Raw genomic sequence first — 14,129 nt, forward strand, 5'->3', positions numbered from 1 at the left:
CTTCGACTGGCTGCGGTGGCAGTTGTCCACGCGCGGATCTGCGTTGTCTCCCGGGCATACGCGGACCCTCACCGTTGAAAACCACAGCACTCAGAGTGATTGGGCGGGCCGGATATCCGCGTCTGAACACGCAGGCCGCGCGATCGCCGACTCGCTCTCACCATCGAAATACACAGGGCTTCGTCTGGCCGCGGTGTCAGTTGTCCATGCCCGGATCCGCGTTGCCTCCCGGCCATGCGCGGACCCTCACCGTTGAAAACCACAGCGCGTCGAGTGATTGGGCGGGCCGGATATCCACATGGGCGAGCGCTCTCTGATCGATAGCAGAGGCGCGTTTCGAAGGACGCCGATGGCTGGCAATCCATACCGGAAGCGGCTCATCACCCGATCGGGCGCTGATGCTCACCGTCGAAATACACAGTGCCGCGAGTCGTTTCCACGGACGGATATCCACACGGACACGTGCGTCGTCGTTGCTCGCAACCTTGCGCCCGGGCCTGACAGGAACACCGTTTCGCGCGGCTTCGGCGGTCGAACGGCCGCATCCTGACGGGCTGCGCGCCGATCGCAGGCTCACGCTCACCATTGAATTGCACGGCGCGCCGAGTCGCTGGAGAAAGCGGATAGGTGCGTCGAAATCCGCACGTTGCGAACCACGCACCGGCACTCACCGTTAGAATGCACGGCCCTTCGATTGGGGCCGGAGCCGGATATCGACGTCGCGGGGCGCGCGTGTAGTGGCCACGCACTCGCGCCATTCGGCTAGAATGCGCGGCGCTCCGAACCGCGGCAACGGCCGGAAACCCGCGCTGGTGCAGGCGCGCCGCCAGATCGGGGGCGACACTCACCATTGAATTTCACAGCATTTCGCTTCGTCTTGCCGCGAGTTGTCCACAACCCGCTTCATGTATCGCGCAGCATCCGGTCATCCTCACCTGTGAAAACCACAGGGCGCCGAGTCGTTTCGAGGCCCGGATATCCACAACCGGGCGCGCGACCGGATCTTCATCTGCCGCTCGACGGACGACTCGGGCGCGACAACCAGGAAAAGCCGGAAAGGCTTGTCCGATGGGCCTCGGCGGCACACTCACCGTTCAAATGCACAGCGTTTCGAGTGGCTGTGGCGATGGGTTGTCCACATCCCTCCCCCCGGGGTTTTATCGCGCCGGCGCGCGCCCGGGCGACGTTATTCCGCGATCGACCGGATGATCTTCGCCGGATTGCCGCCGACCAGCGTATTCGGCGGAACGTCCCGGGTGACGACGGCCGCGGCCGCGACGACCGCGTTCTCGCCGATCGTCACGCCGCCGATGATCGTCGCACCCGCACCGATCCATACGTTCCGCTCGATCACGATCGGCTTCGCGACCACGCAGTCGCGCCGCCGCGAAGGCTCGACCGGATGACCGGACGTGATGAGGCTGACGTTCGGGCCGATCATCACGTCGTCGCCGATCTCGAGTCCGCCCAGATCGTAGAACGTGCAGTTCTGGTTGACGAACACGTTGCGCCCGAGCTTCATGCCGGTGCCGCCCGTCGCATGGAACGGCGGGATCAGCACGAAGCCGTCGTCCACCTGCGTGCCGATCAGTTCACCGAACAATGCGCGCACGTCCGCCGCATCGTCGAACGTCAGCCGGTTGAGCCGCGCGGCGATCGCCATCGCCCGTTTGATCTCGGCCACCATGGCCGCCGATTCGGGTGTTCCGCGCGAAATGATCGTGGTGCGATCGTCGTTTGCCATGCGTGACTTGTCTCCGGTGAGTGCGGGGTTGCGTGATGCGTTGGCGTTGGCGTTGGCGTTGGCGTTGGCGTTGGCGTTGGCGATCGCGGGCGGGCGGGCGATTGCGTTGCCGTGTGCGCGGATATTGCGGGATGGGCCGGGCACATTGTAGTGATGCCGGTTTCCGCTGGGATTTTCTGGATTTTTTTTATAACTAGTTTTCATATAACTAGTTATTTATTGAACCACCGTCACATAAGGCTTCACGGCGCATTTCGCCCGCTTCACCGCATGCAACCGAATCGAACGCCCCAGCCGGGCGCCCCTAGCCGGGCGCCCCTGTCCGAACCTCCTGCGCTCGGGTACGCTTGAGCATCCACCGGATCGACACCTGCATCCAAACGCGGAGGCGCGATGAAGCTCTACTACTGGCCGAAGACCCGGGCATTCCGGGCGCTGTGGATGCTCGAGGAAATCGGCGTGGTGTACGAACTCGTGCCGATCGACCTGCGCTCGCACGAACAGGGCAGCGATGCGTTCGTGCAGGTCAACCCGATGGCCAAGCTGCCCGCGCTCGACGACGGCAGCGCCCCGTTCGCCGAATCGGGCGCCGTGCTGCTCTATCTCGCCGACCGCTGCCCGGGCGCCGGGCTCGGCATCGCGCCCGACGATCCGCTGCGCGGCCGTTTCCTGCAGTGGATGTTCTTCACGCCGACCTGCCTCGAACCGGCGATGGCCGAGAAATTCACCGGCGCGTCGAGCAACCCGGTCGCGTTCGGCTGGGGCAACATCACACGCGTGCAGCGCGCCCTCGCGCAAGCGCTCGCCCACAGCCGCTGGCTCGTCGGCGAGCGCTTCACCGCGGCCGACCTGCTGCTCGCCAGCACGCTGAAGATCGCGTTCGACGCGCATCTGCTGCCGCACGAAGGCGTGCTCGGCGACTACGTCGCGCGCGCCGAGGACCGCGACGCGTTCCGCCGCGCGGTTGCGATCGAACAGCGCGAAGCGGCGCGTCTGCTGCACGCGTGACGCGTGAAGAGGCGGCGCCCCGCCGCCCTCGCTCACGCCTGCGCGGCCGGCCCCGGCGCCGACGCGCCCGCGTCGATCACCACGCCCGGCGAACCGCGCTCGTCGGTATCGACCTCGATCGGCACGACGTCGTGAAAATGCGTGTAATCGATGTGCGTGATGCCGTCCTCGTCGTGCATCAGGTCGACATAGCGGTGGCGCCAGCGGATCTCGCCATGCGCCCACGCATGACGCGCCTGCATGACCTGCGCGGTGGTCTCGTCCGAGCCCTCGATCGTGATCAGCAGCGACGCATCGCGCGCGGCGAGCGATTCGGGCGTCTCGCCGAACAGCGCGCTCGACTCGTCGATCACGTGCATCAGGTTCCAGCCGAGCAGGAAGATCGGATGCTCGTTGCGCACGAGCGGCAGGTCATGAAGCTTGCGCAGCGAGTAGCCCTCGTGCGTGCCTTCGACGCGCATCAGCCGCAGTTTCGCCTGCGCCTCGGCAATCACGTTCTGGCGGGCATTCGCGGCGCGCACCATCAGCGTCATCCGGCCGTTCAGCGGCCGCGCGATCGCATAGCGCGCGAACAGGATCTTCGCCTGCGGCCGCGAAAACCGTGCGAACACGAGCCCCGTGGCCAGCGCGATGCCCGACATCCCGACGAAGATCTCGAACGTCGCGACGAGGTGCGCATAGACCGTCTGCGGATGCATGTCGCCGTAGCCGACGGTCGCGAGCGTCTCGACGCTGAAGAAGAACGCACCGCCGAAGCCGGGCGGCGACTGGTTCGCGATCGGCGCATGGCCGAGCAGGTAGAGCATCGCGAAGCCGCCGTTGAGCAGCAGGAACAGCACCGCGAGCGACAGGAAGAACACGGGCCAGCTCACCGTCAGCGCGCGGTGATAGAAGTCGCGCCAGCCGAGCGGCGGCATCCCGTACGCGATCACCGGGCGGGTGCCCGACCAGATCTTGCGGCCATGGCCGCGGGAGGCTGGGGAGGACGAATCGACGTTCATCGCGCGGTGCCGGTTGCAGGGAGGCGATGAGCGTAGCACGCGCGGCAGCGGCCGGGAATGCGGGCCGGTTCGGAACGGCAATCCGCCGCGCAGCCGCAAAAAACCGGCCGCACAAGCGGCCGGCTGCGTCGTCATGCGGACTCGCGCGTGGCGCGCGCCGCGATCACTTCCGGTCGACGATCACCTGGTCGAACGTGCCGCCGTCGGCGAAATGGGTCTTCTGCGCGTTCGCCCAACTGCCGAAGACCTGCTCGACGCTGAACGTCTTCAGCGCCTTGAACTCGGCCGCATGCTTCTTCAGCACGGTCGCGTCGCGCGGGCGCAGATGGTGCTGCGCGATGATCTCCTGCGCTTCCGGCGTGTACAGGTAGTCGAGATACGCCTGCGCGACCTTGCGCGTGCCCTTCTTGTCGACCACCTTGTCGACGACGGCGACGGGCGGCTCCGCGAGGATGCTCGCCGACGGATACACGGCGTCGAACTGCGCGCCCGAGGCGCCCGTGTCCATCAGCGCGACCTCGTTCTCGAACGTGACGAGCACGTCGCCGATGCCGCGCTGCGTGAACGTCGTCGTCGCGCCGCGGCCGCCCGAATCGAGCACCGGCACGTTGCGGAAGATCGCCTTCTCGAAGTCGAGCGCCTGCTGGTCGGTCGCGCCTTTCTGCTTCTGGAAGCCCCATGCGGCGAGATACGCATAGCGGCCGTTGCCCGACGTCTTCGGGTTCGCGATGATCACCTGGACGCCCGGCTTCGCGAGATCGCTCCAGTCCTTGATCGCCTTCGGGTTGCCCTTGCGCACGAGGAACACCATCGTCGTCGAGTACGGCGAGCTGTTGTCCGGGAAGCGTGCGCGCCAGTCCTTCGGCAGCAGTTGGCCGCGCTCGGCGAGCAGGTCGATGTCGTTCGGCTGGTTCATCGTCACGACGTCGGCCTGCAGCCCTTGCAGCACCGACAGCGCCTGCGCGCTCGACGCGCCGTGCGACTGCTTGAGCGCGACCGTCTCGCCGGTCTTCTGCTTGTAGGCGGCGGCAAAGCTCGTGTTGATGTCCTTGTACAGCTCGCGCGTCACGTCGTACGACACGTTCAGGATCGACGTGTCCGCGTGCGCGGCCGTCGCCGCCACGACCAGTGCCGCCGCCGCGCCCGTGTGCAGCCAGCGGCCGATCCCCTTGATGCTTGCCATCGTGATATGCCCCGTTTCCAGTGGTGGTGAATGTGCGTGACCGCACGCGTACGCGCTGTCATCGAAACGTAAGCGGGCATTCTAGCGGCCGGGCGCGGCGGGTCTTCCAATCAGTCGTGGAAAGCAAATCTCGAATCCTGCTAAACGGCGGCCGGGGCTCGCGCGCGCCGCCGCCCCGGTGTTAAGATCGCCGCTCAGCCCACTCACGGTTCATCCATGTCCGCTCCCCTGCGCTCGCCCTCGATCCTCGCCGCCGTCGCGGCAGGTGCGCGTGCGGCCGGGCTGAAACTGAAAAAACGACTCCTCGACTGACGGGGACGTCGCGTCCCGTCAGGCGAATGCCGGACGGGATGCCCGCAGGTCGTTTCTTTCTCCTTGCACGCACGCCTCGCTCCGGCACGCCGCCGGCGGAACGGTTCCTTCCCACTCCGTTTCCACCATGAGGCTTTGCATGAACACACGTTTCGAAGGTATCTGGCTGCCGATCATCACGCCGTTCCACCACGGCGAGGTCGACCACGCAGCGCTCGCGCGACTCGCGCGCCACTATGCGGCCGCGGGCATCGCGGGCTTCGTCGCGGGCGCGACGACCGGTGAAGGCGTGCTGCTCGACGCGCGCGAACAGGACGCGGTATTCGCGACGCTGCGCGACGCGGCGCCCGGGCTACCGATCGTCGTCGGGCTGACCGCGAGCGCGACGCACTTCGCGGCCGCCCGCGCGCGCGAACTCGCGGCGCTGCGCCCCGACGGGCTGCTCGTCACGCCGCCCGTCTACGTGCGGCCGACGCAGGACGGCATCCGCCGCCATGTCGAGACGATCGTCGACGCGGCCGACCTGCCCGTGCTCGTCTACAACATCCCGTACCGCACCGGCGTGAACGTCGAACTGGACACGCTGCAGGCGCTTGCACGCGATCCGCGCGTCGCGGGCATCAAGGAATGCGGCGGCACGCTCGACCGGATGAGCCGGCTGGTGCACGACACGCCGCTCGCGATCCTGTCCGGCGACGACAACCAGAACTTCGCGGCGATGTGCGCGGGGGCGCACGGCGCGATCGCGAGCAGCGCGCACGTGCTGCCCGACTGGCATGTGCGGATTCATGCGCTGCTGCGCGACGGGCGGCTCGCCGACGCGCGGCGCCTGTCGGTCGCACTGCAGCCGCTCGTCGCGGCGCTGTTCGCGGAACCGAACCCGGCGCCGGTGAAGGCCGTGCTCGCCGCGCAAGGATGGTGCGAGGACGGGTTGCGGCTACCGTTCGTGCCGGCGAGCGCGGGGTTGCGGGAGCGGCTGGGCAAGCTCTGTGCGGAGCTGGAGGCGTCCGCGTCGGCTGGCGCAGCGGCGTAGGGATTCGATCCCGAAACTGTTTCAGACCGTCAAAATTCTTGACGCGCCATACTGCGCAAGATGGCCGTCCGCGGTGATGAGCACCATTGGTTCGTACCAGGCCTGCGCGACCAGCAATCGGTCGAACGGGTCGCCGTGGTAATGGGGAAGATGACGTACGGCCGCACCGTGTGCGGCCCGAACGGGCAGTTCGCGGTATTGGTTCGCCTTGATCTTGTCGATCAGCCGATCCACATCGACGTCCAACTTCCCCTTCCCGGCTTTGATGGCCACTTCCCAGATGCTCGCGCTGCTGATGAACACTTCATCGGCAGCGACGATCAGATTGCGCGCCCGCGCGCTCAGCCTGGAATCGTTCGCCACCGCCCAGAGAAAGATGTGAGTATCGAACAGCAGCCGCATTACTTCCCTTCGAACGCGGCCAGCTCTTCGGCGGAAAGCGGTGCGTCGAAATCGTCCGCAATCCATATCTGTCCCTCAAGGGCGCCGAATTGATGGATAGGCCTGAGCGGCACGAGCCGGACCGACTGCTTACCGCTCTGCGTGATCACGACACGTTCGCCGGCAATCGCGGCATCGAGCAGCCGCTGAAGATCGAGCGTGGCTTCGGGGACAGTGGCAACTTGCATGATGGGCTCCATTGAGTGACCCATCATTGTTACGACATTCGCCTCGTTGCTCCAATAGGCCAAACGTCCAGCCGCTCGGACACCGGCCTGCCCGCCACCTCCGGAATCACGCTGCAAGCGCTCCCTCCGTCGCCCCCCGCACCGCCTGCGTCACGATCCGTGCAAGCCGGTCGACCGTCTGGGTCGCCGACGACGTGCGCCGCAGCAGGATCAGCGGCAGGCCGGGCAGCGCCGGCAGCCCGCACGACGCCGCATCGAGCACGCGCACCGACGCCGGCAGCCCGTAATGCGAGCGCACCGTCAGCCCGAGGCCGGCCGCCGCGGCCGCCCATAGCCCGGCGAGGCTCGGCGTCGTGAACGCGACGCGCCACGGCACGCCGGCACGATCGAGCGCATCGGTCGCCGCGCCGAAGAACCGGCACGGCCGGTCGAACACGACGAGCGGCAACGGCTCGCCCGTCGCATGCATGGCACGACCGCCGGTTTCGCCCACCCTGCGCTCACCCACCGCCCCGCCCTCCCCACCCGCATCCCCGCCGCCATCCGGCACACCGAAACCCCCGCCCGCCACCGCACCGATCCATTGCATCGGCACCTGCGCGATCGCCTCGCTGTCGATTCCCGCCCGCGACACGAGCGCCGCCGACGCCGGATCGCCCCATACGAGCGCCAGATCGAGCTGGTTCGCATCGAGCCGGTCGAGCAGATCGGCATTGCGCGCCACGCGCGCCTCGATCTTCACCTTCGGATGCGCGCGCGCGAACCGCCCGAGCACGTCCGGCAGGATCGCCTCGCCGAAATCCTCCTGCAGCCCGACCCGTACCCAGCCGTCGAGATTCACGCCGCGCACGGCCGCGGCCGCCTCGTCGTTCAGCTCGATCATCCGCCGCGCGTAGCGCAGCATCGCGTCGCCGGCGTCGGTCAGCGCGAGCCCGCGCCCGGCCTTCACGAACAGCGGCGTGCCGGCCTGCTCCTCGAGCTTGCGGATCTGCGCGCTCACCGCCGACGACGAGCGCGCAACGCGGTCGGCCGCCTTCGCGAAACTGCCGAGATCCACGCCCGCGACGAGGCTGCGCAGCGCCGCAACGTCGAAGTTGGGCCGCGCCAGCGTGGCATCGGCCACCGCGAGCGGCTCGCCGCCGTCGCGCGGAATGTCTTGTCCGGGCATCTCAATCATCCTGATTTATCGAACGATTCATCAAAAACTTTCCGATTTTCAGGACGAATGTAGGCCGCCAGACTGTGGACGTCAACTTCGAACCGGGCCTGCCGTCATGGATACCTCGTGCATCGCTTCTCCCTCTTCACCTGCCCGCGACGTGCGCGGGCCGGCCCATCGCTGGCGCGTGCTGGCCGCCGGCGTCGCCGCGAACATGAGCTTTTCGGCCGCCGCGGCCGGCATTCCGACCACGGCCGTGTGGATGCGCACCGCCTATCACCTCGACAACGGCGCACTCGGCCTCGTGCTCGGCGCGCTCGGCTTCGGCGTCGCGCTGTCCGAGCTGCCGTGGGGAATCGCCGCCGACCGCTTCGGCGACCGCCGCGTGCTGCTGAGCGGGCTCGTCGCGACGGCCGCGATGCTCGCGCTGATGATGTGCACGATCGCGCCGACCGCGCACGCGGTGCCGCCGCTGATGCGCGTCGTCGCGGCCATGGGCTGCGTCGGCCTGCTCGGCGGCAGCGTGAACGGGTCGAGCGGGCGCGCGGTGATGCGCTGGTTCGGCGAGCGCGAACGCGGGCTCGCGATGAGCATCCGCCAGACGGCCGTGCCGCTCGGCGGCGGCTTGGGCGCGGCGCTGCTGCCGTCGCTCGCGTCGCATGTCGGCTTCGCCGCGGTGTTCGGCGCGCTGATGCTGCTGTGCGCGGGATCGGCCGCGCTCACGTGGCGCTGGCTGCACGAGCCGCCCGCCGAGCCGCCCGCGGCGAACCTCGCCACGCGTCACGCCGCCCAGTGGCCGCCGGCCGCCGGGCACGCGCGCAATCCGCTCGCGAGCGGCCCCGTGTGGCGCATCGTGCTCGGCATCGGCCTGCTGTGCGCGCCGCAATTCGCGGTGCTCACGTTCGCGACGGTGTTCCTGCACGACTTCGGCCGGCTCGGCCTCGCCGGCATCAGCGCGGCGATGGTCGCGCTGCAGCTCGGCGCGATGGTGATGCGCGTCTGGAGCGGCCGCCATACCGACCGGCACGGCAACCGGCGCGCGTACCTGCGCGGTTCCGTGTTCGTCGCGGCCGGGTCGTTCACGCTGCTCGCGGCGGCGACGGCCGGCAGCCCGCATGTGCCGCTCGCCGCGATCGTCGCGATTCTCGTGTTCGCCGGCATCTGCGTGTCGGCATGGCATGGGGTCGCGTACACGGAGCTCGCGACGCTCGCGGGCGCGAATCACGCAGGCACCGCGCTCGGGATGGCGAACACGATCGTCTACCTCGGGCTGTTCGCGACGCCGCTCGCGATTCCGCCGCTGCTCGCCGCGAGTTCGTGGAGCGTGGTATGGCTCGCGGCGGCGTTGGTCGCGGGCGCGACCTATCCGCTGTTCGCGCGATGACGGGCACGCACGGCGCGGTCAGAACTTGTACACGGCTGACAGCATTGCCGAACGGCCGTCGCCGAACTCGACCGCCGACGACCGCGACTCGCTGCCCGACACCTGTCGCACGCGTTCGACGTAAGCGCGATCGAACAGGTTGTCCACGTTCAGCTGGATGTGCAGCCGACGGCTCACGTCGTAGCTCGCCATCAGGTTGTGCACCCAGTATGCGCCGAGCTTGCCGTCGCCCTGCGACGTGACGTTGCGCCGGCCGACGAAGTGCGAACCATAGCCGACCGTCCAGCCCGCCGGCAACCGATAGGTCGTCCACACGTTGAACGCGTGCCGCGGCGTGTTGCCGAGCGCCTGCCCGTCGCGCCGCGGCGACGCAGGCGAGCTGAGCGTCACGCTCGCCAGGTACGTGTAGTTCGCGAACACGTCCCAGCGCGGCGTCACCTTGCCGGCGGCACCGAGCTCGATACCGCGCACGCGTTGCCGGCCCACGAGCGCATAGCTGCCGTCGGCCATTCGTTCGCGCGCGTTCTTCTTTTCAGTCTGGAACAGCGCGCCGTTCAGCGCGATACCCGCGAGCCCTTCCCATTTCGCACCGAGTTCGAAGCTCTCGTTTTTCTCGGGCGCGAGCGCGCCGGTCGCCGCGCTCAGGCCGGAGCCGGTGGTCACGAGAAATTCGGCGGACGGGTTGAACGACGTGCCGTAAGCGAAATACGCGCGACCGTTGTCGGTCGGCTTGAACACGAGCCCCGCGCGCGTGCTCAGATGGCGATCGGCGGTGTCCGCGCGCTCGGTGGGCTTGCCCGCCGCGGTGCCTTCCGACCGGCCGTCGATCCAGTCGTGCCGCAGCCCGACATCGATGTCCCAGTAGCGGCCGACCGCGATCGTGTCGAACGCGTACAGCGCCTTCACGACCAGCGCGGTGTCGTTGCGCGCACTGTCCTGGCGCTGCGCCGGGCCGCGCCACACGCCGGGCGGCGCGGCGAGCGGGAAGCCGTCGGCCGGGTAGAAGCGGTTGAGCCCGTACGAATAGGTCGTGCGGCCGTACGTCTCGCGCGAGATCTCGAAGCCCGTGACCAGCGTGTGTCCGATGCCGAACGTCGAGAACGCACTGGTGACGTTCGTCTGGTTCGCCCACATCGCGGTCGACGCATCCCGGCCATAGCCCTGCGGCCCGGCCGGCTTGTAGCGCCCCGGCGGCAGCCCCTGCAGGTTCACGTGCGATGCTGAAATCACCGTGTCGCGATTCAGGTGCGCATAGCGGCTCAGGTTCTGCACCTTCAGGCCGGATGACACGTCGTGTTCGGCCTTCACGGTGAACGTATCCGACGTGATGCGTTCGCGGTCGAGATTGCGCCAGCCGAAATAGCGGTCGCGCGACACGCCGGCCAGCACCTGGCCGTTGTGCGCAGGCAGCCCGTAGTCGGGCAGGTTGTTGTCGTACTGGTGGAAATAGCCGAGCGTGACGCGCGTCGGTGTGCCGAGACCGAACGCGAGCGACGGCGCGATGCCCCAGCGCCGCTTGCGGATGTCGTCGCGGCCCGGCACGTCGTTGACATGCGCCATCGCGTTCAGGCGGAACGCCGCGCGGCCGTCGGTGCCGGGCAGCGGCCGGTTCGCATCGAGCGTCATGCGTCGGTAGCCGGACGTGCCGAGCATCGTGCCGGCCTCGGTAAACGCGCCGGCCTTCGGTGTCTTGCTGACCAGGTTCACCGAGCCGCCCGTCGTGCCGGCGCCGCCGAACACGGAGTTCGGCCCCTTGATCACCTCGACCGCCTCGACGTTGAACAGGTCGCTGCGATTGTTCTGTGCGCTGTCGCGCAGCCCGTCGAGCTGCAGGTTCGCGTTCGCGCCGAAGCCGCGGATATTGAACATGTCGCCCGACCCGCCGCCGCCCTCGCCGGCATTGAACGTGATACCCGCCACGTTCGACAGCGCCTCGCGCAGGCTCAGCGCCTGCTGTTCGTCGAGCACCGCGCGCGGCACGACGGTGATCGTCTGCGGCACGTCGAGCAGCGGCGTTGCGTACTTGGCGGAACCCGACCGGTCGACGCGCGAACCGGCGTCGCGCTCGCCATGCACGACGATCGGGTCCAGCCGCGGCGCGTGGCGCGGCTCGCCGTCTTCCGCGCATGCCGGCGCGGCCGCACTGGTCATCATCGCGAACGCGATGGATGCGGTCGCGCGCCGCGGCGGCGTCGCACTCGACTGGAAGCAACAGCTCATGTTCACTCCACTCCATTGATGAGAATGATTCTCATTCAATCGGATTGGGTGCGACATGACAATTGGACACGTCCGAACTTCGCGATCCGAACGAACTGCCGAACGAAACGGCCGGGCCACCGGCCGCCCACGTGCCGTCGCGTCAAACCGCCTCGCGCGCCAGCGCGCGCCGCGCGGCCGGCCGTTCGGCCTCGCGCTGCGCATGAGCGGTCCATGCCGGATGCCGCGTCATGTCCAGCCCGATCGCGACGCCCCAGCGATACAGCACGAGCAGGAACGGATCGACGATCGAATGCGCGCCCGGCTCGGCCCACCTGCGGCCGTCGGCGAGCGCGGTTTCGATCGACGCGTTCGCGGCGTCGATCGTGCCGCGCCCGTGCGCGCTGATCGCGCCGTGCAGGGCCGGATCGTCGATGAAGCGGCCCGGCCGCCACAGCGCGCCGTAGCCGACGCCATGCACCCAGCCGACCAGCCAGGCGAGCCATTCGTGACACCGCGCCTCGCGCAGCGGATCGCCGAGCGGCAACAATCGCGCATCCGGATAGCGGCGCGCGAGATACGTGAGGATCGCCGGCGTTTCGGTCAGCACGCGCGGCTCGCCCGGAATCGCGAGCACGGGCACGCGCGCCTTCGGGTTGATCGCGAGGTAGCGCGCCTCGAGGTTCTGTTGCTGCTTCACCGAGACGATCTCGACGTCGAACGGTGCGCCGGTTTCCTCCAGCGCGATGTGGGCGGCGAGCGAGCAGGCGCCCGGCGAAAGATAGAGACGATAGGCGTTCATGGTGGTGTGGCCCGACGGGCTGTGGAAGACGGAACCGAGTGTAGGAACGCCTGCCGATGCGCGGCAAACGATGAATTGTCGTGCTCGGACATTAGTGTTACTAATACCCGCATGCGACGCATCCACCTCCCTCCGCTGCAGACGCTGCGCGCGTTCGAGACCGCCGTACGGCTGCAGAGCTTCACGCGCGCGGCCGACGAACTCGCCCTCACGCAGGGCGCGGTCAGCCAGCACATCCGCGCGCTCGAAGCGCAGCTCGGCTATCCGCTTTTCACGCGCGAACGCAACGGCGCGACGCCGACCCACGCCGCACACGCCCTCGCGCTGCAGATACGTCAGGGCCTGAGCGTGCTCGAACGCGCGTTCGAGCCGGCGCTGGCGGTACGCCGCCGCCCGCGCACCTGCGACGCGACGCTGAACGTGAGCGTGCTGCCGAGCGTCGCCGAGCGCTGGCTCGCGCCGCGCCTGCCGCGCTTCTCGGCCGCGCATCCGCACATCTCGATCGCGCTGCATCCGGACGTGGCGCTCGCGCCGCTGCGCAAGCGCGACCGCATCGACGTCGCGTTGCGCTACGGGCCCGGCACGTGGCCCGGCGTCGTCGCCGAGAAGCTGATGAACGAGACGATCTTTCCGGTCGCGAGCCCCGCATACCGCAATCGCGACGGCGTCGCACCGCGCACGCCGGCCGACCTCGTGCGCGCGACGCTGCTGCGCCATCCCGCGCAGCCGTGGGAGCCGTGGTTCCAGGCCGCGCGGCTCGACCTCACCGAATCCGCGCGCGCACCGCGCTTCACCGATGCGAACGCGTTGATCGACGCGGCGCTGAAAGGACGCGGCGTCGCGCTCGCGCGCCGCTCGCTGATCGAGCCCGAACTCGCGGACGGCACGCTCGTGCGCGTGTCGACGGTGCGCATCACCGACGTGTACGCGCACTACGTCGTGTGGCGTCCCGGCCATCGTCACGAAGCGGCGATCCGCACCTGGCTCGACTGGCTGCGCAGCGAAGTGCGGCGCAGGACGCCGCGGCGCTGACGCCGGGGCTCACGCGCGCATCGGCATCGCCACCTTGTCGAGCGTGATCGGCAGATCGCGCACCCGCACGCCGGTCGCGTGATAGACCGCATTGGCGATCGCGGCCGGCACGCCGGTGATGCCGATCTCGCCGATGCCGCGAATGCCGAGCGGATTGAAATGCATGTCGCTTACGTCGACGAAACTTACGTCGAACTCGCCGATGTCCGCGTTCACGGGAACGTGATATTCAGCGAGATTCGCGTTCGTGAAGCGGCCGTGCCGCACGTCGGGATGCGAGCCCTCCTCGAGCGCGGTGCCGAGCCCCCACACCATCCCGCCGATCAACTGGCTGCGCGCCGTCTTCGCGTTGAGCAGGCTGCCGACGCTGTAGACCCCGACGATGCGCGGTACGCGAAGCGTGCCGAGCTCGGCATCGACGTGCACTTCGGCAAACAGCCCCTCGCCGTGGCCGGGTCGCGGCGCTGCGTGCCGTGTAAATGCGCGCAGCCTCCTCCGCTGCTGGAAAATTCCGCCACGCGTGCCGGCGGATCGCCGCGAAGGCATTCGGTAGTCAGCCTGACGAAAACATGTCGCGATCGCGCCCCGATCGCAAACGATTCACCGAAACGTCGCATCGCGGCGGCATACTCGGAAACGTTTC

The 14,129-nt window shown here is 68.5% G+C and carries 12 protein-coding genes and 1 pseudogene; 4 read left to right on the top strand and 9 right to left on the bottom strand.

The features are described 5' to 3' along the window. Positions 1-1,186: 1,186 nt before the first annotated feature. Positions 1,187-1,744, bottom strand: a complete 558-nt coding sequence (locus HWW87_RS27055; protein WP_175822888.1) for a DapH/DapD/GlmU-related protein — start codon at positions 1,742-1,744, stop codon at positions 1,187-1,189. Between the two features lie 393 nt (positions 1,745-2,137). Between HWW87_RS27055 and HWW87_RS27060 the strand changes: the two genes are divergently transcribed. After that, positions 2,138-2,752 (top strand): glutathione S-transferase, encoded by a 615-nt coding sequence (locus HWW87_RS27060; protein WP_174390246.1) that lies wholly within the window; start codon positions 2,138-2,140, stop codon positions 2,750-2,752. A gap of 32 nt (positions 2,753-2,784) precedes the next feature. On the opposite strand, the gene HWW87_RS27065 is transcribed toward HWW87_RS27060, so the two are convergent. Then, positions 2,785-3,753: an ion channel gene (locus HWW87_RS27065; RefSeq protein ID WP_175822889.1), complete on the bottom strand. Its 969-nt coding sequence runs from the start codon at positions 3,751-3,753 to the stop codon at positions 2,785-2,787. A 163-nt stretch (positions 3,754-3,916) separates the two neighbouring features. Beyond that, complete coding sequence (locus HWW87_RS27070) at positions 3,917-4,936, bottom strand: sulfate ABC transporter substrate-binding protein (protein ID WP_175822890.1); 1,020 nt, start codon at positions 4,934-4,936, stop codon at positions 3,917-3,919. A gap of 451 nt (positions 4,937-5,387) precedes the next feature. Between HWW87_RS27070 and dapA the strand changes: the two genes are divergently transcribed. Next, positions 5,388-6,281 carry a 4-hydroxy-tetrahydrodipicolinate synthase gene (gene dapA, locus HWW87_RS27080; RefSeq protein WP_175822891.1) on the top strand — a complete coding sequence of 298 codons (894 nt, stop codon included), beginning with the start codon at positions 5,388-5,390 and terminating at the stop codon, positions 6,279-6,281. 21 nt (positions 6,282-6,302) lie between these two features. Here dapA and HWW87_RS27085 read toward each other — a convergent pair whose 3' ends face one another. The 3 genes from HWW87_RS27085 to HWW87_RS27095 all read right to left on the bottom strand — a co-directional run bounded on the left by HWW87_RS27085 (position 6,303) and on the right by HWW87_RS27095 (position 8,078). Further along, positions 6,303-6,683 (bottom strand): type II toxin-antitoxin system VapC family toxin, encoded by a 381-nt coding sequence (locus HWW87_RS27085; RefSeq protein ID WP_175822892.1) that lies wholly within the window; start codon positions 6,681-6,683, stop codon positions 6,303-6,305. Beyond that, positions 6,683-6,922, bottom strand: a complete 240-nt coding sequence (locus HWW87_RS27090) for a type II toxin-antitoxin system prevent-host-death family antitoxin (RefSeq protein ID WP_175823060.1) — start codon at positions 6,920-6,922, stop codon at positions 6,683-6,685. The genes HWW87_RS27085 and HWW87_RS27090 overlap by 1 nt, the downstream gene beginning before the upstream one ends. Positions 6,923-7,016: 94 nt before the next feature. Further along, the gene (locus HWW87_RS27095) at positions 7,017-8,078 is read right to left on the bottom strand and encodes a LysR substrate-binding domain-containing protein (protein ID WP_175822893.1); all 1,062 of its coding nucleotides are present in this window, start codon (positions 8,076-8,078) and stop codon (positions 7,017-7,019) included. A gap of 106 nt (positions 8,079-8,184) precedes the next feature. Between HWW87_RS27095 and HWW87_RS27100 the strand changes: the two genes are divergently transcribed. Continuing rightward, positions 8,185-9,453 carry an MFS transporter gene (locus HWW87_RS27100; protein ID WP_175822894.1) on the top strand — a complete coding sequence of 423 codons (1,269 nt, stop codon included), beginning with the start codon at positions 8,185-8,187 and terminating at the stop codon, positions 9,451-9,453. A gap of 18 nt (positions 9,454-9,471) precedes the next feature. Here the strand turns inward: HWW87_RS27100 and HWW87_RS27105 are convergent, their stop codons facing one another. Beyond that, positions 9,472-11,673, bottom strand: coding sequence for a TonB-dependent siderophore receptor (locus HWW87_RS27105; protein ID WP_175822895.1), 2,202 nt, complete (start codon positions 11,671-11,673; stop codon positions 9,472-9,474). 142 nt (positions 11,674-11,815) lie between these two features. Beyond that, positions 11,816-12,454, bottom strand: coding sequence for a glutathione S-transferase (locus tag HWW87_RS27110; RefSeq protein ID WP_175822896.1), 639 nt, complete (start codon positions 12,452-12,454; stop codon positions 11,816-11,818). A 111-nt stretch (positions 12,455-12,565) separates the two neighbouring features. Here HWW87_RS27110 and HWW87_RS27115 point away from each other — a divergent pair, with 111 nt between their 5' ends. Then, positions 12,566-13,486, top strand: a complete 921-nt coding sequence (locus tag HWW87_RS27115) for a LysR substrate-binding domain-containing protein (protein ID WP_175822897.1) — start codon at positions 12,566-12,568, stop codon at positions 13,484-13,486. 9 nt (positions 13,487-13,495) lie between these two features. On the opposite strand, the pseudogene HWW87_RS27120 reads toward HWW87_RS27115, so the two are convergent. Then, positions 13,496-13,924 (bottom strand): annotated as a pseudogene (locus tag HWW87_RS27120) (molybdopterin cofactor-binding domain-containing protein); the annotation flags it as partial. Between the last annotated feature and the right edge of the window lie 205 nt (positions 13,925-14,129).

It is taken from the genome of Burkholderia sp. BCC0419 (assembly GCF_902830285.1).
In the GTDB taxonomy this organism is placed as follows: Bacteria; Pseudomonadota; Gammaproteobacteria; order Burkholderiales; family Burkholderiaceae; genus Burkholderia.